This window comes from Bradyrhizobium ottawaense (assembly GCF_900099825.1).
Classification (GTDB): domain Bacteria; phylum Pseudomonadota; class Alphaproteobacteria; order Rhizobiales; family Xanthobacteraceae; genus Bradyrhizobium; species Bradyrhizobium ottawaense_A.
On sequence record NZ_LT629693.1, the window covers coordinates 3136873 to 3162898 of the forward strand.

At 65.3% G+C, this 26026-nt stretch carries 19 protein-coding genes; 9 read left to right on the plus strand and 10 right to left on the minus strand.

What is annotated here, in order from left to right:
- Nucleotides 1–12: 12 nt before the first annotated feature.
- From BLR13_RS14725 to BLR13_RS14740, 4 genes are all read right to left on the minus strand, one after another.
- Nucleotides 13–2229 (minus strand): FAD-dependent oxidoreductase, encoded by a 2217-nt coding sequence (locus BLR13_RS14725; RefSeq protein WP_074822735.1) that lies wholly within the window; start codon nt 2227–2229, stop codon nt 13–15.
- A 133-nt stretch (nt 2230–2362) separates the two neighbouring features.
- A complete protein-coding gene (locus BLR13_RS14730) occupies nt 2363–3571 on the minus strand; it encodes an acetyl-CoA C-acetyltransferase (RefSeq protein ID WP_074822731.1) in 1209 nt (402 codons plus the stop codon).
- A gap of 73 nt (nt 3572–3644) precedes the next feature.
- Nucleotides 3645–5435, minus strand: coding sequence for an acyl-CoA dehydrogenase C-terminal domain-containing protein (locus BLR13_RS14735; RefSeq protein WP_074822730.1), 1791 nt, complete (start codon nt 5433–5435; stop codon nt 3645–3647).
- A gap of 150 nt (nt 5436–5585) precedes the next feature.
- Complete coding sequence (locus tag BLR13_RS14740) at nt 5586–5984, minus strand: nuclear transport factor 2 family protein (RefSeq protein ID WP_074822727.1); 399 nt, start codon at nt 5982–5984, stop codon at nt 5586–5588.
- A gap of 129 nt (nt 5985–6113) precedes the next feature.
- Between BLR13_RS14740 and BLR13_RS14745 the strand changes: the two genes are divergently transcribed.
- The 5 genes from BLR13_RS14745 (at nt 6114) to BLR13_RS14765 (ending at nt 13275) form a co-directional block, all read left to right on the plus strand.
- A complete protein-coding gene (locus BLR13_RS14745; protein ID WP_074822723.1) occupies nt 6114–6701 on the plus strand; it encodes a PadR family transcriptional regulator in 588 nt (195 codons plus the stop codon).
- A 342-nt stretch (nt 6702–7043) separates the two neighbouring features.
- Nucleotides 7044–10415: an SEL1-like repeat protein gene (locus BLR13_RS14750; protein ID WP_074822720.1), complete on the plus strand. Its 3372-nt coding sequence runs from the start codon at nt 7044–7046 to the stop codon at nt 10413–10415.
- 81 nt (nt 10416–10496) lie between these two features.
- The gene (locus BLR13_RS14755; protein ID WP_074822717.1) at nt 10497–11300 is read left to right on the plus strand and encodes a hypothetical protein; all 804 of its coding nucleotides are present in this window, start codon (nt 10497–10499) and stop codon (nt 11298–11300) included.
- Between the two features lie 266 nt (nt 11301–11566).
- Nucleotides 11567–12493, plus strand: a complete 927-nt coding sequence (locus BLR13_RS14760; protein WP_074831510.1) for a sulfite exporter TauE/SafE family protein — start codon at nt 11567–11569, stop codon at nt 12491–12493.
- Nucleotides 12490–13275: a TIGR02186 family protein gene (locus tag BLR13_RS14765; protein ID WP_074822714.1), complete on the plus strand. Its 786-nt coding sequence runs from the start codon at nt 12490–12492 to the stop codon at nt 13273–13275. Before BLR13_RS14760 ends, BLR13_RS14765 begins: the two co-directional genes overlap by 4 nt.
- Before the next feature lie 99 nt (nt 13276–13374).
- Here the strand turns inward: BLR13_RS14765 and BLR13_RS14770 are convergent, their stop codons facing one another.
- Nucleotides 13375–14721, minus strand: coding sequence for an Nramp family divalent metal transporter (locus BLR13_RS14770; protein WP_074831508.1), 1347 nt, complete (start codon nt 14719–14721; stop codon nt 13375–13377).
- A gap of 123 nt (nt 14722–14844) precedes the next feature.
- A complete protein-coding gene (locus tag BLR13_RS14775; protein ID WP_074822711.1) occupies nt 14845–15768 on the minus strand; it encodes a DMT family transporter in 924 nt (307 codons plus the stop codon).
- Nucleotides 15769–15864: 96 nt separating this feature from the next.
- On the opposite strand from BLR13_RS14775, the gene BLR13_RS14780 reads away from it, so the two are divergent.
- Complete coding sequence (locus BLR13_RS14780; RefSeq protein WP_074822710.1) at nt 15865–16728, plus strand: LysR family transcriptional regulator; 864 nt, start codon at nt 15865–15867, stop codon at nt 16726–16728.
- Between the two features lie 6 nt (nt 16729–16734).
- Here the strand turns inward: BLR13_RS14780 and pdeM are convergent, their stop codons facing one another.
- From pdeM to BLR13_RS14800, 4 genes are all read right to left on the minus strand, one after another.
- Complete coding sequence (gene pdeM / locus BLR13_RS14785) at nt 16735–17406, minus strand: ligase-associated DNA damage response endonuclease PdeM (protein WP_074822708.1); 672 nt, start codon at nt 17404–17406, stop codon at nt 16735–16737.
- A gap of 42 nt (nt 17407–17448) precedes the next feature.
- Nucleotides 17449–20013 carry a ligase-associated DNA damage response DEXH box helicase gene (locus BLR13_RS14790; RefSeq protein ID WP_074822705.1) on the minus strand — a complete coding sequence of 855 codons (2565 nt, stop codon included), beginning with the start codon at nt 20011–20013 and terminating at the stop codon, nt 17449–17451.
- Between the two features lie 296 nt (nt 20014–20309).
- A complete protein-coding gene (locus BLR13_RS14795) occupies nt 20310–21539 on the minus strand; it encodes an ABC transporter substrate-binding protein (RefSeq protein ID WP_074822703.1) in 1230 nt (409 codons plus the stop codon).
- Between the two features lie 104 nt (nt 21540–21643).
- Nucleotides 21644–22570 (minus strand): class I SAM-dependent DNA methyltransferase, encoded by a 927-nt coding sequence (locus BLR13_RS14800; RefSeq protein ID WP_074822700.1) that lies wholly within the window; start codon nt 22568–22570, stop codon nt 21644–21646.
- A 162-nt stretch (nt 22571–22732) separates the two neighbouring features.
- On the opposite strand from BLR13_RS14800, the gene BLR13_RS14805 reads away from it, so the two are divergent.
- From BLR13_RS14805 to BLR13_RS14815, 3 genes are all read left to right on the plus strand, one after another.
- On the plus strand, nt 22733–23794 hold the full coding sequence (locus BLR13_RS14805; RefSeq protein ID WP_074831507.1) for a ligase-associated DNA damage response exonuclease: 1062 nt from the start codon (nt 22733–22735) through the stop codon (nt 23792–23794).
- Nucleotides 23791–25602: a cisplatin damage response ATP-dependent DNA ligase gene (locus tag BLR13_RS14810; RefSeq protein ID WP_074822697.1), complete on the plus strand. Its 1812-nt coding sequence runs from the start codon at nt 23791–23793 to the stop codon at nt 25600–25602. The genes BLR13_RS14805 and BLR13_RS14810 overlap by 4 nt, the downstream gene beginning before the upstream one ends.
- Nucleotides 25603–25703: 101 nt before the next feature.
- Nucleotides 25704–26006, plus strand: coding sequence for a DUF6460 domain-containing protein (locus tag BLR13_RS14815; protein WP_074822694.1), 303 nt, complete (start codon nt 25704–25706; stop codon nt 26004–26006).
- Nucleotides 26007–26026 lie beyond the last annotated feature (20 nt).

Below are 26026 nucleotides of genomic sequence, written 5' to 3' on the forward strand. Positions count from 1 at the left end.
AACAACACAATCCTACGCCGCCGCCTGCTTCTTCGGCGGGAAGCGGCCGTAGAAGGTTTCGCCCTTGGCGGCCATCTCGACCAGCAGTTTCGGCGGCGTGAAGCGCGAACCGTATTTGGCCTCGAGCTTGTGGCAGAGTTCGACGAACTTCTTCGTGCCCATGAAGTCGATATAGGACAGCGTGCCGCCGGTGAACGGTGCAAAGCCGAAACCGAGGATCGAGCCGACATCGGCCTCGCGCATGTCGGTGATGACGTGATCCTCCACCGTGCGCGCGGCTTCCACCGCCTGGCTCACCAGGAAGCGCTGCTTCAGCTCCTCGAAATCGAGCGTATCGGGATCGAGGTGGGTCTTCTGCAGCGCGCCGAGACCCGGCCACAGGCTCTTCTGACCCTTGCCCTTCTCGGGATAATCGTAAAAGCCCTTGCCGTTCTTGCGGCCGAGGCGGTTCTGCTTCTCCACCAGCTCCACCATCAGCTTCTTCTGATCGGGATTGATGGCGTTGGGGCCGAGATCGGCCTCGGTCGCCTTGATGACCTTGAGGCCGAGATCGAGCGCGACCTCATCCGACAGCGACAACGGGCCGACCGGCATGCCCGCCATCTTGGCGACGTTCTCGATCATCGCCGGCGGCACGCCTTCGAGGAACATCTCGTTGCCCTCGGCGATGTAACGTCCGACGCAGCGATTGGCATAGAAGCCTCTGCTGTCGTTGACCACGATCGGCGTCTTGCCGATCGCGCGGGTATAATCGAGCGCGGTTGCCAGCGCCGCATCGCCGGTGTTCTTGCCGAGGATGATCTCGACCAGCATCATCTTCTCGACCGGCGAGAAGAAATGGATGCCGACGAACCGGCCCTGGTCCTTGAAGGATTCGGCCAGCGAGGTGATCGGCAGTGTCGAAGTGTTGGAGGCGAAGATCACGCCCGGCTTCAGATATTCCTGCGCCTTGGTGAAGGTATCCGCCTTCACCTTGCGATCTTCGAACACGGCCTCGATGACGAGGTCGCAATCCCTGAGCGCTTCATAGTCGGCGGTCGCCGTGATGCGGGACATGATGGCGTCGGCTTCGGTCTGCTTGGCACGACCCTTGGCGACGAGACCGTCGATCACGCTCTTGGCGTGGGCCTTGCCCTTGTCGGCGCTCTCCTGGTCGCGGTCGATCAGCACCACGTCGATGCCGGCGCGTGCCGAGACGTAGCCGACACTGGCGCCCATGAAGCCGGCGCCGATCACGGCGAGCTTCTTCACCTTGGTCGGCGGCACGTTCGGCGGACGCCGCGCGCCCTTGTTCAGTTCCTGCATCGACAGGAACAAGCTGCGGATCATGGCGGCGGCTTCGTTGGAGCGCAGCACCTGGGTGAAGTAACGCGACTCGACCCGCAGTGCGGCGTCGATCGGCAACTGCAGGCCTTCATAGACGCAGCTCATGATGGCGCGCGCCGCCGGATAATTGTCATAGGTCTCGCGGCGGTAGATCGCGTTGCCCGCCGGGAACATCATCATGCCGGCCTTGGAGAACACGGGCCCGCCCGGCAGCTTGAAACCCTTCTCGTCCCAGGGTGCGATCGCCTTGCCGCCGCCCTTGATCCAGTCCTTGGCGGCCTGGATCATCTCGGCGGGAGGAACGATCGCGTGAATCAGGTTCAGCGCCTTGGCTTTCGCCAGATTGATCGCTTCGCCCTTCAACAAAAGCTGCATCGCATCCTGCGGCGAGACGATGCGCGGCACGCGCTGGGTGCCGCCGGCACCCGGGAACAGGCCGACCTTCACTTCGGGCAGGCCGAGGCGGGTCTTGGGATTATCCGCCGCGACGCGGTAGTGGCAGGACAGCGTCAGTTCAAAACCGCCGCCGAGCGCCAGCCCATTGATGGCGGCGACCCACGGCTTGCCTGAGGTTTCGATCGAGCGAAACACCTGCGAGAACCGGCGGCTCTGGTCGAACAGCACCTGATTGGCGGCAACTTCGCCCTTGTCCTTCAGCAGCGCGGCATAGGTCTGGGCCATGCCCTCGAGCATCGAGAGGTCAGCGCCGGCGCACAGCGCTTCCTTGCCCGAGGTGATGACGACGCCCTTGACGGCGGCGTCTTCGGACGTCTGCTTGATGATCGCCTCGAGTTCGGTGATCGAAGTCTCATCCAGCACGTTCATTGAACGGCCGGGCGTGTCCCAGGTCACCAGCACGATGCCGTCGGCGTCGGTCTCAGTCTTGAAATTCTTGAAGGCCATGTGTTGCTCCCTCGAAGCCGACTGCCCGTTGGCGCGGCGGTTGTCTCTGATCGTAGGGTGGGCAAAGCGAAGCGTGCCCACCGCCGTGAAAATGGTGGGCACGGCGCAAGCGCGCCCTTTGCCCACCCTACGTTTAGACCCGCTCGATGATCGTAGCGGTGCCCATGCCGCCGCCGATGCACAGGGTCACCAGCGCGGTCTGTTTGTTGGTGCGTTCGAGCTCGTCGAGCACGGTGCCGAGGATCATGGCGCCGGTGGCGCCGAGGGGATGGCCGAGCGCGATCGCGCCGCCATTGACGTTGATCTTGGAAGGATCGATCTCGAACGCCTGCATGTAGCGCAGCACCACCGAGGCAAAGGCCTCGTTGAGCTCGAACAGGTCGATGTCCGACTTCTTCATGCCGGAACGCTCGAACAGCTTTTCGGTGACGTCGACCGGGCCGGTCAGCATCATCGCCGGCTCCGAGCCGATATTGGCGAAGGCGCGGATTTTCGCGCGGGCCTTCAGGCCGTGCCTGGCGCCGGCTTCCTTGCTGCCGAGCAGCACCGCACCGGCGCCGTCGACGATGCCGGAGGAGTTGCCGGCGTGATGCACATAGTTGATGCGCTCGACTTCGGGATGCGCCTGGATCGCGACAGCATCGAAGCCGCCCATCTGGCCCACCGCCGCGAACGACGCCTGCAACTGGCCGAGCGACTGCATTGTCGTGGTCGGCCGCATGTGCTCATCCTTGGCCAAAATCGTCAGCCCGTTGATGTCCTTGACCGGCACCACGGAATTCTTGAAGCGGCCCTCGTCCCAGGCTTTTGCCGCGCGCTGCTGGCTCTGCACGGCATAGGCGTCGACATCGTCGCGCGAAAACCCATATTTGGTCGCGATCAGATCGGCCGAGACGCCCTGCGGCATGAAATAGGACGGCACCGCCATCGACGGGTCCATCGGCCAGGCGCCGCCGGAGGCGCCGATGCCGACGCGGCTCATCGATTCGGCGCCGCCGCCGATCACGAGTTCATGCTGGCCGGCCATGATCTGGGCGGCGGCGAAATTGACGGCATCGAGGCCGGAGGCGCAGAAGCGGCTGATCTGGACGCCGGGCACGGCCTCGCCGAGGCCGGCCTTCATCGCAGCAAAGCGGGCGATGTCGGAGCCGGCTTCGCCGACCGGATCGACCACGCCGAGGATGACGTCGTCGACGACGTCTTCGGGAAGGTTGTTGCGTTCCTTGAGCGCCCGCAGCGGCACCGTCGCCAGCGCCAGCGCGGTGACCTCATGGAGCGAGCCATCGGCCTTGCCGCGGCCGCGCGGGGTGCGAACGTGATCGTAGATATATGCCTCGGGCATGTCGCCCTCCTTATATGAGGATCATAATATATAGGCTGAAGTCGTCGCGGAGTCTCGTCCGCGGCGAGGAATTTCAGAACGCTTCCGCCGCCAGTTCCATCGTGGTCGCCGCGCCGGACTGGATGCGCGCGAGATGGACTGATGTTTCCGGCAACATCCGCTCCATGAAGAAGCGGCCGGTCACCAGCTTGGTGCTCAGATAGGGCGTGGCGCCTGTGCCCGCCATCTTGTCCTGCGCCACTTTGGCCATGCGAGCCCACATGTAGCCAAAGGTGACGAGGCCGAACAATTGCATGTAGTCGGTGGCGGCGGCACCGGCGTTGTCGGGCTTCGCCATCGCATTCTGCATCAGCCACCCGGTGGCCTGCTGCAGGTGGCCGAGTGCGGCCGACAGCGGCGTCACGAACGGCTTCATGGCGTCGTCGGCGCCGTGCTCCTTGGCGAACGCGGCGACTTCGCCGAAGAACGCCATCACGGCGCGGCCGCCGTCGCGCGGCAGCTTGCGGCCGACGAGGTCGAGCGCCTGGATGCCGTTGGCGCCTTCATAGAGCATGGCAATGCGCGCATCGCGGACGAACTGCTCCATGCCGTGTTCGGCGATGTAACCGTGGCCGCCATACATCTGCTGCGCCAGCACCGCATTGGAGAAGCCGACGTCGGTCATCACGCCCTTCATGACCGGGGTCATCAGGCCCATGTGGTCGTCGGCCTCCTGGCGATCCTTGGGGTCGGAGGAGCGATGGGCGACGTCGCTCTTCAGCGCGGTCCACACCACCATGGCGCGCGCCGCCTCGTTGAAGGCGCGGATGGTGAGCAGCACGCGGCGCACGTCGGGATGCACGATGATCGGATCGGCCGGCTTGTCCGGCGCCTTCGGCCCGGTCAGCGAACGGCCCTGCAGGCGCTCGCGCGCATAGTTCACGGCGTTCTGGTAGGCGACTTCGGATTGCGCGAGGCCCTGCACGGCGACGCCGAGGCGGGCTTCGTTCATCATCACAAACATGCCCTGCATGCCCTTGTTTTCCTCGCCGATCAGCCAGCCGGTGGCGCTGTCGTAATTCATCACGCAGGTGGCGTTGCCGTGGATGCCCATCTTGTGCTCGATCGAGCCGCAGGAGACACCGTTGCGGGCACCGAGCGAGCCGTCGGCATTGACCAGGATCTTCGGCACCACGAACAGCGACACGCCCTTGATGCCGGCCGGCGCGCCTTCGATGCGCGCCAGCACCAGATGGATGATGTTGTCGGCGAGATCATGCTCGCCGGCCGAGATGAAGATCTTGGTGCCCGTAATCTTGTAGCTGCCGTCGGCCTGCTTGACCGCCTTGGTGCGCAACAGGCCGAGATCGGTGCCGCATTGCGGCTCGGTCAGGTTCATGGTGCCGGTCCACTCGCCCGCCACCATCTTCGGCACGAACATCTTCTTCTGTTCCGGCCTGCCGTGCACCATCAGCGCCGCGGTCGCGCCCATGGTCAGGCCGCCATACATCGAAAACGCCATGTTGGCCGCGCTCTGGAATTCGGTGACGACCTGGCTCAGCGTCACCGGCAGTCCCTGCCCGCCATATTCCGCAGGCGCCGACAGCCCGAGCCAACCGCCTTCGGCGACCTGCTTGAAGGCTTCCTTAAAACCCTTCGGCGTGGTGACGCTGCCGTCATCGTGACGGACGCAGCCTTCGAGATCGCCGGTACGATTGAGCGGCTGCAGCACCTCTTCGCTCAACTTGGCCGCCTCGCCGATGATCGCTTCGCGCACGTCGGCGGAGGCATCGGTAAAACCGGGCAGATTGTCGTAGCGATCGATCTGGAAGACGTCGTTGAGCAGGAAGGTGACGTCTTCCACAGGGGCTTTGTAGGTCGGCATGGCGTTCTCCCGGCAGGGCAGACTTGAGTGAGTGGAGGTGTGGGATTTGGCGGGCAGCTATCGGTGAAGTCTGGCGTTCCGGAACCGGACCTTAGCCGGTTCCATTACGCCGAGGCAGCAAATAAAGGCCTTGGGCGATACGACCTGATGTCACTGCTTCGCGGTTTCCTTGGCGAGCTGTTCTCCCATCAGGCGATGCAGCAGATTCATTCCCTTGAGCGGGCGCACCATCACCTTGAAATGAATGATGCGGTCATCGGCGCTGAAGGTGATGATGTCGACGCCGTTGATCTTGATGCCTTCGATCTCGTTTTCGAATTCGAGCACCGCGCCGGTGTCGCTGCGCCATTCGCCGATATATTTGAAGCCCGGACCGCCCAGCACCTTCTCGGCGCTCGACAGATATTTGAAGGTGATGTCGCGCCCGCGTTGCGGCGTGTGCACGACCGGGCTTTCGAACACCGCATCGGGGTGCAGCAGCTCCCACAGCGCCGCGTGGTCGTGGGACTTCATGTAGCCGTACCACTTGTCGAGTGCGGTCATGGTCATCATGTCTCCTGCGCGGGCGATGACGGGCTCCGGGACACAGACCGGCCCATTATGCGCGTTGACGCATATGCAACTTTATGCATAATGTCAACGCTGCTCATAGCCGAAAGACCGTCCGGAGATAGTTTCTTGGCGCTTGGCGACGCGATCCTTGCCTGCCTGACCGAACGTCCGATGACGGGCTATGAGCTCGCCAAGACCTTCGATGCGTCGATCGGCTTCTTCTGGAAGGCCAACCACCAGCAGATCTACCGCGAACTGACGAAACTTCGCGATCGCGGCCATATCCAGGGCCGTGAGGTGGTGCAGTCCGGCAAGCCCAACAAGCTGGTCTACACCCTGACGCCGGAGGGCCGCGCCGCGCTACGGCACTGGGCCGCCCGGCCGAGCGTCCCGGCCTCGATCAAGGACGACCTCCTGGTACGGCTCTATGCGCTCGACAGCGTCGACCTCGAACCGCTGCGCGCCGACCTGATGGCGCGGCTCGAACACCACCGCGACCGCTGTTCCCGCTACGAACGGATTCTCGGCAAACGCTTCCCCGACGGCACCGCATCGCCCGCCGACCTCGGCAAGCTGCTCTCGCTTCGGCTCGGAGTTCGTCACGAGCGCGCCGTGGTGGAATGGTGCGAGGAAGCGCTCGACGCGCTGTCGGCCGGCGCGGTCCCGAGCAACGTGGTGCCGATCGGGAACGGCCAGCGCGAAAACAACGGCTAGATTTGGCGTGTATGCTTCCGTGTCCCGGACGCGGTGCAGCGTGCAACGCTGCTCCGCAGAGCCGGGACCTCCCCCGTCCCGACGACCCCGGATCAGCTGCGCACCACGCCGCAAGTGCGGCGCGCTGCGCAGCATCCGGGGAACGTCAACCCCACCGTTTTTCCTTAAGCGGGCAACTTTACTGACCGGCCACCCCAATCCTTAACCCGTTCTTTACCGTAACGCGAAAAAGTCAGGATCTGAGGCAGACGACCTGCGCGGAATTCGATTGTCTCTTGGTGGGGACGCGCGGGGAAGCTGATGGCGCAAGTATAGCGCCGGAGTTCGGAACCGGACCTGAGCATGAATTCGCGCGTTTCGTGGAGTGTTGACGGCATCGATCCCTCGGTTCGCGAAAGGGCCGAGGCAGCCGCGCGCCGTGCCGGCATGTCGCTGAGCGAGTGGCTCAATTCCACTGTCGGCGAACCCGTCGCGGCGCCTTCCCGTGGGTCCTACGATCAAGCCCCGGCGATGCCGAGCCAGGAAAGCCACGACGTTGCCGACATTCACCAGCGGCTGGATGCCATCACCCGGCAGATCGAACAGATTTCAAAGCCCGCGCCGCGCGGTGAAGCTGTGCGCGCCGAGCCGACGGTCGCCCGCCAGCTCAACGACGCCATTTCCCGCCTCGACGCGCGGCTATCGCAGATTACGAGCGCAGGCGCTTCCCGCCAGGCCTCGTCCCAAGTGCCGCCGCCGAACCGTGAGGCCCAGGCCGCCATGGTCGAGCGCGCCGCAGCCCAGGTCTATCGCCCCTCGCCGCCGCTGAGCCCGATCTCGTTCGACGCCGCCATCGCCGAGATTGCGGCGCGACAGAATGAACTCGACGGTTCGCCACAGCAGTTGCCGCCGCGCAGCGCGCCGCCGATGGCGCCAGCTCAGGCCGCGGGTCCGGACTTTTCCTCGCTGGAACGTTATCTGCTCAAGATCACGAGCCAGATCGAGTCGCTGCGACCCTCCGATCACATCGAGGCGTCGATCGCGGCGTTCCGCGGCGAACTCGGCGAAATCCGCCAAGCCATCACCGAAGCGATGCCGCGCCGGGCCATCGATTCGATCGAGAACGAAATCCGCTCGTTGTCACGCCGTATCGACGACAGCCGCCAGAGCGGCAGCGACGGCCAGATGCTGCTCGGCATCGAGCGCGCGCTTGCCGAAATCCATGGCGTGCTGAGCAAGCTGACGCCGGCCGAGCAACTCACCGGCTACGATGAGGCGATCCGCAGCCTCGGCACCAAGCTCGACCTGATCCTGCGCTCGAACGACGACCCGTCGACCGTCCATCAGCTCGAAGACGCGATATCAGCGCTTCGTTCGGTCGTTTCCAACATCGCCTCCAATGATGCGCTGGCGCGGCTTTCCGAAGACGTGCATTCGCTGTCGGCCAAGGTCGATCAAATCGCCCGCGCCGATGGCCAGGGTGATTCATTCGCTATTCTCGAGCAGCGCATCGCCGCGCTGACCTCGTCGCTGGAAGGCCGCGAACGCCCCGCGGCCGGCGAACCTTCGGAATTTGTCGAAGGCGCGCTGCGCTCCCTGACCGAACGCCTCGACCGCATGCCGGTCGGCAACGACAATGCGTCGGCGTTTGCCCATCTCGAACAACGCGTGTCCTATCTGCTGGAACGCCTGGAAGCTTCAACCGACCGTAGTGCCGCGCCCTCCGTCGATCTCGGACGGGTCGAGGAAGGGCTGCTGGACATTCAGCGCTCGCTCGAACGCCAGCACGCCAATCTGGTCTCGCTCGCCGATACCAGCCGCAGCGGCGGCGTACCGGCGATGGACTCCGGCATCGTCGACGCCGTCAAGCGCGAATTGTCCGACATCCGCTACAGTCAGTCGGAAACCGACCGCCGCACCCAGGACTCGCTGGAGACGGTTCACAGCACGCTCGGCCACGTGGTCGATCGCCTGGCGATGATCGAAGGCGATCTGCGCGCGGTTCGCGCAGCGCCGATTCCCGCCCAGCCGATGGTTTCGCCCGCGCCGGCGACCGTCACGATGCGCGAGGAAGCCCCGCGCGCGGCAATGCCGTCACCGGCCTCTGCGCCGATGCCCTATACGCAGGCGCTGGCGCCGCAGCCGAAACCGGAACTGCCGAATCCCGCGGCCATGCAGGAAACCTTCGCCGCCGCGCCGCGCGAATTCCATGCAGCGCAGCCGTTGGCGCCGCCGATGCCGCCGCGCGCGATCAGCGAAATCCTCGAGCCGCACGCAGCGTCGCGGGCGGCGATCGCGCCGGAATTGCCGCCTGATCACCCGCTCGAGCCGGGCACCCGGCCGGCCGCACGAATGTCTTCGCCGTCGGAGCGGATCGCCGCTTCCGAAAGCGTGATCAACGAGATTGCGGCGGGGCCGAAAGAACCCGTCAGTTCATCGAGCTTCATCGCCGCCGCGCGCCGCGCCGCGCAGGCTGCCGCCGCTGCCCCCGCCAATGAGAAGGCAGCCAAAGCTGCTGCCAAGGCCGCCGCCAAGGACAAGGGCGGCGACCACAAGATCAAGATCGGGGCGAAGATCGCGCAGCCCGGCGACAAAACGCCTTCCAACGTAACCTCCCGGATCCGCTCGCTGCTGGTCGGCGCGAGCGTGGTCGTGATCGTGCTCGGCACCTTCAAGATGGCGATGACGCTGCTCGACACCGGCAGCGCGCCGCCGATGCCGGGAATCGAAAATTCGACCGAGCCGGCAGCGCCGCCGCCCGCTCCGGCGGAGAGCAGCGCCAAGCCCGCGATGCCGGCGCCATCAGCGCCCTCGCTGATGTCGCCGACCCCGGCCGACCGGCAATCCAACAACATGTCCGCACCGAACACGCTGGACAGCGCGCGCGTCGCGATCCCGCCGCAGGCGCAGCCCTCCCCGGCCCCGGCGCCGTCCGGCGACGTCACCGGTGCGATCCCCACCGTGCAGGGCTCGTCATCAAGCAAATTCACGATGGTGCAGGTGCCGCCGAGCGAGCGGCTGCCCGACGCCATCGGCGGTCCGGTGCTGCGCGCCGCCGCCCTGAAGGGCGATCCGGCCGCGGCCTACGAGGTCGGCTTGCGCTTTGCCGAGGGCAAGGGCATTGCCGCGAACCTCGACGAGGCCGCCAAATGGTACGACCGCGCGGCGCAGGCCGGCGTGGTGCCCGCGATCTTCCGGCTCGGCACCTTCTACGAGAAGGGCCTGAGCGTGAAAAAGGACGTCGATATCGCGCGACGTTATTATTTGCAGGCGGCCGAACGCGGCAACGCCAAGGCGATGCATAACCTCGCGGTGCTGGACGCCGATGGCGGCGGCATGGGCGCCAACTACAAGAGCGCGTCGCAATGGTTCCGCAAGGCGGCCGATCGCGGTGTCGCCGACAGCCAGTTCAACCTCGGCATTCTCTATGCCCGCGGCATCGGCGTCGAACAGAACCTCGCCGAATCCTTCAAATGGTTCAGCCTCGCGGCGGCGCAGGGCGATGCAGATTCGAGCCGCAAGCGCGACGATATCGCCAAGCGCCTTGACGCCCAGTCGCTGGCGGCGGCCAAGCTCGCGATCCAGACCTTCACGCCGGAGCCGCAGCCCGATGACGCCGTCAATGTCGCGGCCCCTCAAGGCGGCTGGGACTCAGCGCCGGCGACGGCCAATGCGACCAAACCCGCAGCCAAGCCGGTTGCGACAAAGCGCGCCGCGGCGGTCATGCCGCGATAGCGCCGACATCCTCGGCCATAACGTCGTATATTGGGCCAGCCGGCTCGGGTCCCATTCGGTTTGGCTTGCGACGAGGATCGATTGTCTACGGACGATAATCAGGACGAAGCGCGTCGTTTCCGGAGCTCGCCGACGGGGCCTGCGGTCGCAGCGCCGCGCATGCCGGCCGCTCCACCGCCGGCGCCTCCGGTTCGGACCACCGGCCGCAAACGGAATTTCTGGTCGATTGCCGTCTTTGTCCTGCTCGCTTCCGGCATCGGCATCCGCGCCTACCGCGACCTGTCGCGGCCCGATGCGTGGGACTACTGGAAAGACCAGTATCTCTCGCCGAGCCTGACGGCCTCGCTGGTCGCCAAGGCCTATCTCGGCAGCCCCGATCCGGGCCGGCGCGCGCTCCTGGTCAGCGGGACGATCGGCCCCGCCGCCGCAAACCTGTTCCGCGAGCGGCTCGACGAAGCCAGGCTCGCCACCGGCGACCTGGTGTTGCTGTCGTCGCCCGGCGGCGATCTCGGTCAGGCCGTGATCATGGGCGAGATCATCCGATCGCGCGGTCTGGCGACGGCGGCCGGCACCGCTGACGCCTCCGGCCGCGTCAAACCGGCTTATTGCGCCAGCGCCTGCGTGCTGATCTATGCGGGCGGCAAGCCCCGCTTCGGGGTGCTGGGCTCGGCGCTCGGCGTCCATCGGTTTGTGACCACAAGGGCCACCAGCGATCCCGTCGCCGACACCCAGCGGGTCGCAGGCGCGGTCCTCGGCTACATGACCAAAATGGGGGTCTCGTCATCCGTCGTCGAAGCGATGTCCGAGACCCGGGACATCCGCTGGCTCGCGCCCAAGGAAGCGCTGGCGATGAACCTCATCACCGATCCCCTCAGTAAGCCCTGAGGCCCGATCAGCCCAGCGCGCCGCGGACTATTAACCGCACCTGTTCACCACAGCCGAAAATGCGCTGAGGTTGGAGGCAAAAAATTGCCCTCCGGCGCATTCTTTAGTCCATCCTGCCACCGAATTCGGTTATGCAAAGGCCGCGGTAACCGGCTCCACACACGCGAATTGTGCGGTCTGCCGGATACCACTGCCGGCACCACCACAACCATGCCGTTGATGGCCTCGACGAGGGCCGGCGGCAGAACGACAAAAAGCGGACGCGCGTGCAGCTCTACCTTCCGATCGCCGACATTCCGGTCAATGTCTTCCTCATCCTGGCGATGGGCGCGGCGGTTGGTTTCGTCTCCGGCATGTTCGGCATCGGTGGCGGCTTCCTGATGACGCCGCTGTTGATCTTCGTCGGCATCGCGCCCGCGGTCGCCGTTGCCTCGGTCGCGAGCCACATCGCGGCGTCCTCGTTTTCCGGCGCACTATCCTACTGGCGGCGGCGCGCCATCGATCCACTGCTGGCGCTGGTGCTGTTAAGCGGCGGCACGATCGGCACTGCGCTTGGCGTGTGGACCTTCACGCTGCTGCGCTCGCTCGGCCAGCTCGATCTGATGATCGCGATGTCCTACGTGATCCTGCTGACCACGGTCGGCGGGCTGATGTTCTGGGAAGGCCTGCGGGCGCTGTTGCGGACCCGCCGCGGCGGCGCGGCCACGATCCGGCGTCCCGGCACCCATAGCTGGATCCACGGATTGCCGCTGAAGATGCGCTTCAAGCGCTCCAAGATTTATCTGTCGGTGATCCCCGTCGTCGTCATCGGCCTGATCATCGGATTCATCGGCGCGGTGATGGGCATCGGCGGCGGCTTCATCCTGGTGCCGCTGATGATCTACGTGCTGCGGGTGCCGACCTCGACCGTGATCGGCACCTCGATGGTGCTGACCTTGGTCACCATGGTGTTCGCCACCATGCTGCACGCGGTCACCAACCATCTGGTCGACGCCGTGCTGGCGCTGATCTTGATGATCGGCGGCGTCACCGGCGCGCAGTTCGGTGCGCGGGCCGGCCAGAAAATCCGCGGCGAACATCTGCGGCTGCTGCTCGGGCTATTGGTGCTCGCCGTCGGCGTCCGCTTCGCCGTCGAACTGGTGATCCGGCCCGAAGACCTGTTCACGATCCGGGAAACCGGAGGCGCCGGATGATCGCGCGCGTCCCGCTCACGCTTGCCGGGCTCGCTCTGGGCGCAGCGCTGGCCGCGCCGCCGGCCCAGGCCGAACGGCTGATCGTGTCGGTGTCGAACCACCGCGTGACGGTGACGCCGAATTATTCCGGCGAGGAACTGGTGCTGTTCGGCTCGGTCGAAAAGGACGCCTCCCCGCCCGCCAGCCACAACAATTACGATCTGGTGGTGACGGTCGCCGGCCCGCGCGCCGACATGGTGACGCGCCGCAAGGAACGCAAGTTCGGCATCTGGATCAACACGGACTCGCGCCAGTTCCTGAAAGTGCCGAGCTATCTCGCGCTGTTTTCCAACCGGCCGTTCGACGCCATCGCTTCGCCGGAAGTGCAGCGGCGGCAGCAGCTCGGGCTGAACAACGTGCTGTTGACCCAGCGCGTCGGCCCTGACTATGCCGACGTGGTGCCGAACGACGCGTTCCGCAGCGCCTTCGTGCGGCTGCGTTCCGAGCACGGGCTTTACCGCGAGGCGACCTCGGCCGTGACGTTCCTGACACCGACGCTGTTTCGCACCGGGATTCCGTTGCCCGCGGAGGTGCCGATCGGCACCTATGACGTCGAGATCAAGCTGTTCGCCGACGGTGCGCTGGTGACCAAGACCGAAACCGCGTTCGAAATCGTCAAGGTCGGCTTCGAGCAGTTCGTCGCCACCACCGCGCGCCAGAACGGCTTTGTCTATGGCCTCGTCACCGCCTTCATGGCGCTGATGACGGGCTGGATGGCCTCGATCGTGTTCCGCAAGGATTGACGGCCGTCATGAACGGCCGTCATTCCGGGGCGATGCGAAGCATCGAACCCGGAATCTCGAGATTCCGGGTCTGGTCCTTCGGACCATCCCGGAATGACGTCACACAAACATCCCCACGCCCATCGCCAGCACGCTCAACAACATCGCCGCGGTCGACAGCCAGCCCAGCCAATAAAGCGGCCCCTGGATGACGAACTTTCCCATCACGTTCTGCTGCCGCGCCATGATCATCAGCAGCACCATGACGGGAACGGCGAGCACGCCGTTGACGACGGCGCTCCAGTACAGCGCCTCGATCGGATCGATCGCGGTAAAATTGAGCGCGATGCCGATCGCGGCCGACAGCGCCAGCACCGAATAGAACGCGATCGCTTCCTTTGGTTTGCGGGCGAGTCCGACCGGCCATTTGCGCGCCTCGCCGACGGCGTAGGCGGTGGCGCCGCCGAGCACCGGGATCGCCAGCAAGCCGGTGCCGACAATGCCGAGCGCGAAAATCACTTCGGCGAACTGGCCGGCAATCGGACGCAGCGCCTCGGCCGCCTGCGCCGAGGTCTGGATGTCGGTCTTGCCCGCCGCATGCAGCGTCGCGGCAGCGGTGAAGATGATCGACAGCGCGATCAGGTTCGAGAACGCCATGCCGACGATGGTGTCGGCGCGGATGCGATGAAATTCCTTCTGCGCGCCGTAATGCTTGTCGATCAGCGGCTGCTTGGTCACGTCGACGCGCTGGTCTTCGGCTTCCTGCGAGGCCTGCCAGAAAAACAGATAGGGCGAGATCGTGGTGCCGAGGATTGCGACGATGGTGGTGAAATAATCCGTGCTCCAGGTCAGGCGCGGCATCAGCACGCCAGTCAGCGCCTCGCCCCACGAGACATGCGCGAAGGCGAGCGCGGCGACATAGGCGAACAGGCTCAGCGTCAGCCATTTCAGCACCGACACGTAGCGTTCGTAGTCGAGGAAGATCTGCGCCACCACCGAGGTGACGCCATAGAACAGCACGTAGATCATGCCGGGCCCGCCGATCAGGAGCTTGGTGGCATCGGCCATGGCGGCGAGATCGGCCGCGATGTTGACGGTGTTGGCGATGAACAGCAGCGCCACCACGACATTGAGCAGCCATGGCGAATAGTGCCGGCACACATTGCCCGAAATGCCGTGCCCGGTGACGCGACCGACCCGTGCGGAAATTTCCTGGATCGCCACCATCAGCGGAAAGCTCAGCAGCATGGTCCAGCCGATGCCGTAACCGAGCTGCGCGCCGGCCTGGCTGTAGGTACCGATCCCCGACGGATCGTCGTCGGAGGCGCCGGTGATCAGGCCGGGGCCGAGCGCTTTCAGGACATAGCGAAAACTGAACGGCTCCTTGGCCTCAGCCTTCGGTGCCGGCTTGTCATGGCCGGCCTTCTTGTCGTGATGTTTTGGACTCGAATGTTTGTGATCTGACATGCCCGGTTCCAGCCGCCGCGACAACGAACCGGACAGGGTTCGGTTCCGATCAAGGAAGCTGCCTTAGGCACCGCAACCACGCAATGCGCTCGATCAAACATGCTGGGTCGACGGCGGCTCCGGTTACGAAGAGCGGGCGGCCGCAGCCGCGGGACGGGTCACCAGGTAAATGCCCAGTGCGACCGGAACGATCCCGAGCAGATCGCGGAATTCGACGTGCTCGCCGAGGACGAGAAAGGCGAACAGCATGCCGAGCGGCGGCATCAGGAAGTGATAGGCGCTGGCAGCGGTGGCGCCGCAAACCTTCAGCAGGTGAAACCACAAGAGATAAGCGAGGATCGATCCGCCGAGCACGAGGAATGCGAAGGCGCCGAGCAGCCGCGCGCTCGGCACGATGTCGCCGACATCGGCGAACGTGAACGCGATGGGCAGCAGCACGATCCCAGCCGCGAGATTCTGCACGCCATTGCCGACCCAGAGGCTGCCCTTCGGCGCCAGCACCTTGAACAGGATGGTGCCGACCACGATCGAGGCCAGTGAGGCCAGCGTGAACATGATGCCGTGCCAGCTGTCGGTGCAGACAGACATGCGGTGCCAGACGATGAAGCCGACTCCGGCGATACCAAGCACGAGTCCCGTCACCTTGCGCCAGGTCAGCGCCTCGCCAAGAAAGACCGCCGCGAGCACCGCGGTGAACACCGGATTGGCGCTGACGATCAGGCCGCCGAGGCCGGCGGATACCGTCTTGAGCCCGGTGTAGCCGAGCCCGAGATAGAGCGCGTTGTTGGCGACGCCTAGAATCGCAAACACCGCGGCATCGCGCCATGTCAGCGACGAGAATGCCTCGCCGCGCAGCGCCGTGATTCCGAGGATCAGGATCCCCGCCAGCGAAAATCGCGCCGTCAGCAGGATCAACGGCGGGCAATCGGTGACGCCGATCTTGCCGGCCACGAAGGCAAAGCTCCAGAGCAGGCAGAACAGCGCGATGATGAGCGGCAGCAGATTGAAGCCGGTGCGGGGAACCGCAATCGAGGGAGCGAGCGACATGGGAAATCTCCTTTCCCATCACGTAGGCCCTCGTCTTGATATTTGAAAATTAAATGATAGACTTACTTTCAGTGGATTTATGAATGGAGCATTTCCATGCTCGATCTGGAGCTGCTGCGCAGTTTCGTCTCCGTAGTCGATGCCGGCGGCTTCACCCGCGCCGGCGAGCGCGTCCACCGCACCCAATCGACCGTCAGCCAGCAGATCAAGCGGCTGGAAGACGATGTCGGCCAGCCGCTGTTGAACCGCACCGGCAAGGACGTGACGCCGACGGAAGCCGGCGAGCGGCTGTTGTCCTACGCGCGGCGGCTCTTGGCGCTCGCCGAAGAAGCCCGCGACGTGATGGCGCGTCCGGGCAGCGAAGGCGCCGTGAAACTCGGCATCCCCGAGGATTTCGCGGCCTATCGCCTCGCCAATTTGCTGGCGACGTTTTCGCGCTCGCGGCCGGGCCTGCGGCTCGACGTGCGCGCCGACCAGAGCACCTATCTGCGGCGTGATATCGAACGCGGCGACCTCGATCTCGCGCTGCTCAAGCGCGACGCCGGCGAGAAAAGCGGCATCGCGGTCTGGCCCGAACGCGTGCACTGGGTCACCAGCAAGACCCATCCGATCGACACCAAATCCGGCTCGGTCCCCCTGATCGGCTTTCCGGCCGGCTGCCTCTACCGCTCGCGCGCGATCCATGCGCTCGAAAGCGCCGGGCGCTCCTGGCACATGGCCTATACCTCGTCAGGCCTCGCCGGCATCCAGGCCGCGGTCGCCGCCGGGCTGGGCCTGAGCATTCTTTCCGACATCGCAATCCAGGCCGATCATCGCATGCTCACGGCCAAAGATGGCTTTGCGCCGATCGACAGGACCGAGGTGGCGCTGGTGGCCTCGCCCGACGCCAGCCCGGCGACGCTGCGGCTGGCGGATCGTTTGGCAGAATTCTGCAATACGGTTCAGGCGAAGGCGGCGTAGGATTTATCAGTAACACCGTGACGCGGCGATGGCGTGCAGCTTGTTGTCGCCGAGCACATGCGCCATCAAGCCCGGCACGCGAAAGATTTTCGCAAAGGCCGGATCGCGGATGCTGAGGCCGCCGGTATAGGCGCCAAAGGCCGGCATCACCGCGCGCTCGCCGTCGGACACAAAACACCGCCGTTCGATCGAGCGGCCGCGGGTCGGTACCCGCGCCTTGGGGTGCAGATGGCCGGCGATTTCGCCGGACGCGCCGGTCGGCTCATGGCGGAACACAATTGGCCCGATCGCGACTTCGCTCGCGACCACGCCGCCGAGATCCGACGGCAAGGCTGGATCGTGGTTCCCCGCAATCCAGATCCAGTCGCGCCGCACCTGCATCGCCATCAATGCCTCGCGGTCGGGCGCAGACAAACGCTCGTGGGCATCGCGGTCATGAAAACTGTCGCCGAGCGCGATCACCATCCGCGGGTCGTGGCGCGCGATCACGGCCGCCAGCCGGCTCAGCGTCGCCACGGTATCGTAGGGCGGCAACAGCACACCACGCGCCGCAAAACTGGAGCCCTTTTCCAGATGCAGGTCGGAGACGACCAGCAGCCGCTGTTCCTGCCAGAACAACGCGCCGGAGAGATCGGCGAGGAAAATAACGTCGGCGATGGCAACCTTGGAGACGCGCATATCCTGATCGTATCCCGAAACTTGCGCCGTTGCCGTCACGTTTTATCCCGTCGCCTCTTTGACCAGTCCATCGGCGGCTTCCGCCAGCAACTCGTCGGCCGCCTCGCCATAAACCGACTCGCGGCCGATTTCCAGCATCACCGGCACCGCCAGCGGCGAAACGTGATCGAGTTCCCGATGGGTGATTCGCCCCTGAATACGGGCGAGCATATCACCCAATCGCTTGAGATCGAGCAGCCCGGTAGCGGCGTCGGCGCGGGCGGCGCGCAGCAGCACATGGTCGGCCTGGTGCTTGCGCAACACGTCATAGATCAGGTCGGTCGAGAACAGCACCTGACGGCGGGATTTTTCTTCGCCGGTGAAACGCCGCGCGATCAGGCCGGAGATGACCGCGCAGGTGCGGAAGGTGCGCTTCATCAGCGCGGATTCGGCCAGCCACGCCTCGAGATCGTCGCCGAGCATGTCCGGATCGAACAGCGCGTTGAGATCGAGCTTGCCGTGGCGGATCATGAACGACATGTCGCCGAGCCCCCACACGGCCAATGCATATTCGTTGGCGACGAAACCGAGCGGCCGCACCCGCATCCGCTCCATCCGCCGCGTCAGCAGCATGCCGAGCGTCTGGTGAGCCAGCCGTCCCTCGAAGGGATAGCAGACGAGGTAATGTTTGTTGCCGCGGGGAAAAGTCTCGACCAGCAGTTCGCGCACCGCCGGCACCAGCGAAAAACTGCGTTGCAGCGACAGCCAGTCGCGGACCTGATCCGGCAACGCATTCCACTGCCGCCTGTCGTCGAGCAGCCTGCGGACGCGTTCGGCCAGGTAGGTCGAGAGCGGAAACTTGCCGCCCATGTAGGACGGCACCTTGGCATCCTTGTCGTTGGCGCGGGAAACGTAGACATTGTCTTCGGCGAGCGCTTCGTAGCGCACGACCTCGCCGCCGAATACAAAGGTATCGCCGATCACGAGGCCTTCGATGAAGGCTTCCTCGATTTCACCGAGCATGCGGCCGCCGCGCCCCAACGCACCGGTCGACCCCGAACCGCCGCCGCGCGAGCGCACCAGCTTCACCTTCAACATGGTGTCCTCGACGATGGTGCCGACGTTGAGGCGATAGCTTTGCCGCACCCGGGGATTGGCGACGCGCCAGCGGCCGTTCTTGTCCTGCTTGATGCGCGCGAAACGCTCATAGCTCTTCAGAGCATAGCCGCCGGTGGCGACGAAATCGACCACGTCGTCGAAATCGTTGCGCGTCAGGCTGGAGTAAGTCGCCGCGGTCAGCACTTCCGCATAGAGCTCGTCGGAGAGAAACGGCTCGCCGCAGGCGCAGCCGAGCACATGCTGCGCCAGCACGTCGAGCGCGCCGATCCGTAACGGCGGCGTATCCTGCGCATTGTCGGCGATGGCGTCGATTGCGACCGCGCATTCCAGCACTTCGAACCGATTGGCCGGCACCAGCACCGCGCGCGAGGCTTCATCGATGCGGTGGTTGGCACGGCCGATTCGTTGCATCAGCCGCGAGGCGCCCTTCGGCGCGCCGACATTGATGACGAGATCGACGTCGCCCCAGTCGACGCCAAGATCGAGTGAAGACGTGCAGACCACGCCGCGCAGTTTGCCGGCCGACATCGCATCCTCGACCTTGCGGCGTTGCGCGACGTCGAGCGAGCCGTGATGCAGCGCGATGGCGAGGCCGTCCTCGTTCATGCGCCAGAAATCCTGGAACAGCATTTCGGCCTGGCTGCGGGTGTTGACGAAGATCAGTGTGGTCTTGTGGCGCTTGATCAATTCATACATTTCACCGAGCGCATGGCGCGCGCTGTGGCCGGCCCAGGGCAGCCGCTCCTTGGTGTCGAGCATTTCGACGACCGGCGCCGCGGCGCCGCCCGCCACCACGATGTCGGCGGATACCTCCTTGCCGTCGCGCTGCGGCACCAGAAACCGCGCCAGCGATTCCGGCTCGGCGACGGTTGCCGACAGACCAATGCCACGCATCTCGGGCGCCAGCCGCCACAGCCGCGCCAACCCGAGCGAGAGTAAATCGCCGCGCTTGGACGTCACCAGCGCATGCAGTTCGTCGAGCACGATCCGCTTCAGCGAGCCAAACAGAAACGGCGCATCGTCGGACGACAACAGCAGCGCCAGTTGCTCGGGCGTGGTGAGCAGGATGTCCGGCGGATAGCGCCGCTGCCGCTGCCGCCGCGACACCGGCGTGTCGCCGGTGCGGGTCTCGACCTTGATCGGCAGACCCATCTCGGCAATCGGCGTCTCCAGATTGCGCGCGATGTCGACCGCGAGCGCCTTCAACGGCGAGATATAGAGCGTATGAAGACCGCCCGTGCGTTTCACGCCGCGGCCGGTTGAGATGAGGCCTTTCTTGTCCCCTTCCCCCTTCAGGAGCGGAGAGGCCGACAGTTCCACCAGCGTCGGCAGAAATCCGGCCAGCGTCTTGCCGGCGCCGGTGGGGGCAATCAGCAGCGCCGAGCGGTCGTCGCGGGCTTTCGCGAGCAATGCCAGCTGATGTTCACGCGGCGACCAGCCGCGCGACGCGAACCACCGGCGAAAACGGTCCGGCAGCAGCGCAGCCGTTTCAAGCGGCGTAAAGGGCAAGGGATCTGATGACGGCACGCCCCAAGAGGTAGGCGGTCAGGGCGGATTCGTCGAGGGCTCCAGTCACCTCAACCTGCCGTTCTTCGCGTGGAGCACGCGAATCGACCACATCGTCATGGCCGGGCGCAGCCGTCTGAAGGACGGCGTCGCTTCCGCTCGCCTATGCCCGGCCATCCACGTCTTGCTTACCGCGTGGACAGAAAGACGTAGATGCCCGGGTCACCTAGCGCGAAGACCCGCTTCGCGCTTCTGCCCGGGCATGACGAGTAGAGAGAGCAGTGGGAAAAGAAGAACGCCTACTCCGACACAGCCTTTTCCGAAATCTGCCACTCCTTGCCGTCGAAGATCGAGATGTGCAGCGTCTTCATCGGCGAGTAGTCGTCGGGCGTGTAGCTGAAATTGATGTCGTCGAGGAAGAACGGCGAGTGGAAGCCGGCCAGCGTCGACGCGTTCTTCAGCACGTTGGCGCGGGTCAGGTCGTCGCCGCAGCGGCGCAGGATTTCGCCCATCGACACTGCCTGGCCATAGCCGGCATAGGCGATGGTGTTGTCCGGATCGACGGTCGGCAGATATTTGGCGCGCAACGCCTCGAACGCCATCACGTCCTTATCTTTTTCCCAGCGTCCGGGTCCGGCCTCCTTGGAATAGCGGATGGCGACGATGTCCTTGGCGTTCTCAAGTCCCGCGGCGCGCAGGATCGAAAGCCCGGTCGATCCCGCCGACAGCAGTTGCAGCGGTTTCCAGCCGAGTTCGACCACCTTGCGGATCGACTGCGACGTCGCCTTGCCGGTGGTGATGTTATAGAAAACATCCGCGCCCGACTTCGAGAGATTGATCAGCTGGCTGTCGACTGTCGGCTCGGTCAGGTCGTAGGTCTGCTCCATGATGACCTGGGCGGTGCCGCCGGCGTCCGCCAGCACCTTCTTGAAGGGCGCCAGAAAATCGCGGCCGAAATCGTCGTTCTGATAGAGGATGCCGACCTTCGCATTCGGCTTGGTGGCGACGACGTGTTTGGCGAGAATCCGCGCCTCGGTCGGATACAGCGGCAGGCCGGCCATGGTCCATTTGAAGTTCTTCGGATCGTTCCATTTCGACGCGCCGGTATTGAGCATCAACTGCGGCACGCCCTTGGAATTCAGATATTTGTGCACGGCGGTCTGCGGCGCGGTGCCGAGCGAACCGAACAGCGCCAGCACTTCCTCCTGCTCGACCAGCCGCCGCGTCGCCTCGACGCATTTCGGCGGGCTGTAGGCGTCGTCCATGGTGAAGAACTTGATCTTGCGGCCGTTGATGCCGCCGTTCTCGTTCAGCATCTGGAAATAGGCCTCGCCGATCCGCCCGAGCACGCCATAGATCGAACCGGGGCCGGAATGCGGCACGGTCTGTCCGAGCTTGATTTCGGTGTCGCTGGCGCCGGCATCGTATTTCTTGTCCGCAGCCCAGACGAACGGCGCGGGCAGGATGGATGCAGCGGTAGCGGCAAATACGGTGGCGCCGAATTCGCGCCGCGTCTGTTTCTTGTTCATTCTTGCTTCTCCCTAGGTTGCCGGCATGATGAACATTCCGAAGGCGGCGGCAAGTGAATTTGCGGCCCGATGCCGCCATCGAACGCCCCGCGCAGCGCCTAGACTCAAGTTTTCGCGGCAACAACGACCAGGCCCGGCACGGGAACGTTGTCTTCGTTGCGGGCGGAGCGATCCTCGAGCAGCGGCATCGCGAACCCGGCGGCCTTAACGGCCGCATGGACATATTCCGCGGCGTGGGCATAGCGCAGCCCCGCGCCGAGGATGACGCCCTCGCCGCCATGGGTCTCGGTGGTGAAGGCGAGCAGGCCGCCACCGGCCAGCACGCGCGCGGCCTCGACCAGCAGCGGCGCCATATTGGCGACATAGACCATCGCGTCGGCGGCCAGAACGAGATCGGCGCTGGCGTCCGGCCTGCCGCGCAAGCCCTGCAGCATGTCGGCAACCTCAAGCTCTGCATAAAGGCCGGTGGCGCGTGACTTCTCGATCATGCGCGGCGACAGGTCGACGCCGAAGAAATGATCGACTCCCTTGGCAAAGGCTGTGGCAGCCAACCCCGTGCCGCAGCCGAGATCAATCGCGCGCTTGAAAAAAGCGGGTTTTCGCGCGGCGGCGCGGACCGAGAGCACGGCCTTGAACAACAGCGCCGGGCCGCGATAGCCGAGGTCGCCAACCAGCGAGGATTCGAACCGCGGCGCATACTGATCGAACAGCGCCTGCACATAGGCCTCCGGCATGCCGGCCACGGGCGCTGCGCCGAGCCGCATCAGCCGCAGGCCGGCGCCGTGGCGATCGCCGCCATCGCTGGCCTGCGCCGCGCGGAATGCCGCGACCGCGGCCTCATGCTCGCCGAGCTGTTCGCGGAGCTCGCCGAGCGTGAACCAGGCCGAGGTGAAGTCAGGCGCCAGTTCGATCGCCTGCGAGAGCAGGTCGGCGGCGGCGGCGAGATCGCCCTTCAATTGCAGGTCGCGCGCGAATTCGAACCGGCGGTCGGCCATCAGATCGCCGGAGGACAGGAACAGTCGCGCGGGCATGGGAACCATATTCATCATCGCCGGGGCTTAGTCGCTTGTGCCAACGGCGTAAACCCGCCTGCCTCCCCGGCCATCGATCCCGGATTTTTCCGGAAGATGGATGCGCGGGTCAAGTCCGCCGGGGCGGGTAAAAATTCGCGCAAGCCGCCCTATATCATCCCGATGCGTCCGCACGATCTCCTGCTGCCAGCTCCCGCCGGCCTGTGCTGCCAGCCGGGCGGCTTCCATATCGACCCGGTCCGGCCGGTCGAGCGCGCCGTCATTACCCATGGCCATTCCGACCACGCCCGCCCCGGCCATGGCGCGGTGCTGGCGACGCAAGAGACGCTCGACATGATGCGGCTGCGCTATGGCGACAATTTCGCTGGCCGCACGCAGGCAATTGCTTACGGCGAGGAACTACGGCTTGGCGACGTCACGATAAAATTTCACCCGGCCGGCCATGTGCTGGGCTCGGCGCAAATCGCGGTGTCCTGCAAGGACACCTGCATCGTTGCGTCCGGCGATTACAAGGACGCACCCGATCCGACCTGCGCGCCGTTCGAGGTGGTGCCGTGCGACGTCTTCATCACCGAAGCGACCTTTGGTCTGCCGGTGTTCCGCCACGGCAACGCCGCGGATGAGGTGAAGAAGCTGCTGGCGTCGGTGGCGCTGTTTCCGGAGCGCGCGCATCTGGTCGGCGCCTATTCGCTCGGCAAGGCGCAACGCGTGATCGCGCTGCTGCGTTTGGCGGGCTACGACGCGCCGATCTACCTGCATGGCGCGATGGAGCAGATCACATCCTATTATCAGAGCCGCGGCGTCGCGCTCGGCGAGCTGCGCCCGGTCAAGGGCGTGAAGAAAGCCGACCTCGCCGGCACCATCACGCTGGCGCCGCCGTCGGCCACGTCAGACATCTGGACCAGGCGCTTCCCCGATCCGGTGACGGCGTTTGCCTCGGGCTGGATGCGGGTCCGGGCGCGCGCCCGGCAACGTGGCGTCGAATTGCCCCTGGTGATTTCGGACCACGCCGATTGGGACGGGCTGACCGCGACCATCTCGGCCACCGGCGCCGGCGAGATCTGGGTCACCCACGGCCAGGAGGACGCACTGGTGCATTGGTGCCAGACACGCGGCCTTGCGGCGCGGCCACTCGCGCTGGTCGGCTATGGCGACGAGGATGAGCACGAGCAAGAATCCGATAAGACCGCAGCCGACGAGGCCGCCGCTGAGACAGGCGCATGAACCGCTTCGCCGAACTTTTGGACCGCCTCGCCTATGAGCCCGGCCGCAACAACAAGCTGCGGCTGATCACCGGCTATTTTCGCGAGACCGCCGATCCGGACCGCGGCTATGCGCTGGCGGCGCTGACCGGAGCGCTGTCGTTCAAGCACGCCAAGCCCGGGCTGATTCGCGACCTGATCACGGATCGCACCGATCCGGTGCTGTTCGGGTTGTCGTATGATTATGTCGGCGACCTCTCGGAGACGGTGGCGCTGATGTGGCCGAAGTCTTCTCCCTCTCCCGCTTGCGGGGGAGGGCCGGGGTGGGGGTCTGGCCGCTTGCTCGCCGGCGAGAAAGAGCCCCCACCCGGATCGCCCAACAGCGCAAGAGCGCTGTCGAGCGATCCGACCTCCTCCGCAAGCGGGAGAGGTAAGGAAGCTGCCGCGCTCGCACCTACCCGCCACAACAACCCGCCGCCCCCCACCCTCTCCGAGGTCGTGACCACGTTGCGCACGCTCGGCAAGACCGAACTGCCGAAGCAACTCGCGCGCTGGCTCGACGAGCTCGACGAAACCGGCCGCTGGGCGCTGCTGAAACTCGTCACCGGCGCGATGCGGATCGGGGTTTCGGCACGGCTGGCGAAGACCGCGGCGGCCGCGCTCGGCAACAAGGACGCGCATGACATCGAACTGATGTGGCCGGGGCTGACCCCGCCCTATCTCGACCTGTTCGCCTGGCTGGAGGGAAAGGCCGACAAACCCGTCAACCGCGATCCCACGCCGTTCCGGCCGGTGATGCTGGCGCATGCGATCGAGGATGCGGATTTCGCCGGCCTCGATCCGGCAGACTTCATTGCCGAATGGAAATGGGACGGCATTCGCGTGCAGGCGGTTTCGGGCCGCGACGAACGCGGCCATCTGCAGGCGCGACTCTATTCGCGCAGCGGCGAGGACATCACCAAGAGCTTTCCGGACCTGGTGCCGTCGCTGCATTCTCCCGGCGCCGTCGATGGCGAGTTGCTGGTGCTGCGCGACGGCCGCGTGCAGACCTTCAACGTGCTGCAGCAACGGCTCAACCGAAAAATCGTGTCGCCGAAACTCGTCAAGGAATATCCGATCCATCTGCGCGCCTACGACCTGCTCGCCGACGATGACGCCGATCTGCGCGAATTGCCTTTTGTCGAGCGCCGCGCACGGCTGGAGGCTTTCGTCAAAAAACTCGACGACCCGCGCATCGACCTGTCGCCGACGGTCGCCTTCGATAGCTGGGACGCGCTGACGGCAGCGCGCGCCGATCCCGCCAGCGCCGGTGCGGGCGAGGATGCCGACGCCGTCGAGGGCGTGATGCTGAAACGCCGCGACGCGCTCTATCTGCCGGGCCGCCCCAAGGGCCAATGGTGGAAGTGGAAGCGCGATCCGCATTTGATCGACGCCGTGCTGATGTATGCGCAGCGCGGGCACGGCAAGCGCTCGTCCTATTACTCGGACTACACCTTCGGGGTATGGACCGACAGCGACGGCAGCGAGCAACTGGTGCCGGTCGGCAAGGCCTATTTCGGCTTCACCGACGAGGAACTGCTGCAGATCGACCGTTTCGTCCGCCGCAACACCACCGAAAAGTTCGGCCCGGTCCGCCATGTCGTGCACGAGCCGGACCAAGGCCTTGTGCTGGAAGTGGCCTTCGAGGGGCTCGCCCGCTCGTCGCGGCACAAATCCGGCGTCGCGATGCGGTTTCCGCGCATTAATCGGCTGCGCTGGGACAAACCGCCACGTGAGGCCGACCGGCTGGAGACGCTGGAGCGGATGTTAAAGAGTGTGACAACAATTTAAGGTGCCGCCGGCGAATAGCTGCCATTGACGCCCCAATGCGGGTTCCCCATGTGCCCAGCCTTGACCTATACTGTGCGGGCAGGACCCCGCAGGAGAGACCGATGCCCAACGACGTCAGAGACTTGCCGGCCAGCCATGACGGCCTGTACCGATTTCTCGGCGGCTCGCCGCTGTCGGTGGCGTTCCGGCTGATCCTGCTGTCGGTGCTGGTCGGCGTGGTGCTCTCGGTGATCGGGTTCGATCCCTGGAATATCCTGCACAGCATCCAGACCCTGTTCCGGCGGATCTGGGATCTCGGCTTCGACGCCGTCAACTGGCTGTGGCGCTACTTCCTGCTCGGCGCCGTGATCGTGATCCCGATCTGGCTGCTGTCGCGGATGTTCGGCACCCCGCGCGGACGGTAGAGGCCGAGCCAGCGACGCCC

What these genes read in the sequence shown, in the direction of transcription:
- BLR13_RS14805 (WP_074831507.1), top strand. Translation starts at nt 22,733, where the DNA reads ATGCGTCCGCACGATCTCCTGCTGCCAGCTCCCGCCGGCCTGTGCTGC.
- BLR13_RS14775 (WP_074822711.1), bottom strand. Translation starts at nt 15,768, where the DNA reads ATGTCGCTCGCTCCCTCGATTGCGGTTCCCCGCACCGGCTTCAATCTG.
- BLR13_RS14740 (WP_074822727.1), bottom strand. Translation starts at nt 5,984, where the DNA reads ATGACCATGACCGCACTCGACAAGTGGTACGGCTACATGAAGTCCCAC.
- BLR13_RS14765 (WP_074822714.1), top strand. Translation starts at nt 12,490, where the DNA reads ATGATCGCGCGCGTCCCGCTCACGCTTGCCGGGCTCGCTCTGGGCGCA.
- BLR13_RS14780 (WP_074822710.1), top strand. Translation starts at nt 15,865, where the DNA reads ATGCTCGATCTGGAGCTGCTGCGCAGTTTCGTCTCCGTAGTCGATGCC.
- BLR13_RS14815 (WP_074822694.1), top strand. Translation starts at nt 25,704, where the DNA reads ATGCCCAACGACGTCAGAGACTTGCCGGCCAGCCATGACGGCCTGTAC.
- BLR13_RS14770 (WP_074831508.1), bottom strand. Translation starts at nt 14,721, where the DNA reads ATGTCAGATCACAAACATTCGAGTCCAAAACATCACGACAAGAAGGCC.
- pdeM (WP_074822708.1), bottom strand. Translation starts at nt 17,406, where the DNA reads ATGCGCGTCTCCAAGGTTGCCATCGCCGACGTTATTTTCCTCGCCGAT.
- BLR13_RS14800 (WP_074822700.1), bottom strand. Translation starts at nt 22,570, where the DNA reads ATGCCCGCGCGACTGTTCCTGTCCTCCGGCGATCTGATGGCCGACCGC.
- BLR13_RS14795 (WP_074822703.1), bottom strand. Translation starts at nt 21,539, where the DNA reads ATGAACAAGAAACAGACGCGGCGCGAATTCGGCGCCACCGTATTTGCC.
- BLR13_RS14750 (WP_074822720.1), top strand. Translation starts at nt 7,044, where the DNA reads ATGAATTCGCGCGTTTCGTGGAGTGTTGACGGCATCGATCCCTCGGTT.
- BLR13_RS14725 (WP_074822735.1), bottom strand. Translation starts at nt 2,229, where the DNA reads ATGGCCTTCAAGAATTTCAAGACTGAGACCGACGCCGACGGCATCGTG.
- BLR13_RS14735 (WP_074822730.1), bottom strand. Translation starts at nt 5,435, where the DNA reads ATGCCGACCTACAAAGCCCCTGTGGAAGACGTCACCTTCCTGCTCAAC.
- BLR13_RS14730 (WP_074822731.1), bottom strand. Translation starts at nt 3,571, where the DNA reads ATGCCCGAGGCATATATCTACGATCACGTTCGCACCCCGCGCGGCCGC.
- BLR13_RS14810 (WP_074822697.1), top strand. Translation starts at nt 23,791, where the DNA reads ATGAACCGCTTCGCCGAACTTTTGGACCGCCTCGCCTATGAGCCCGGC.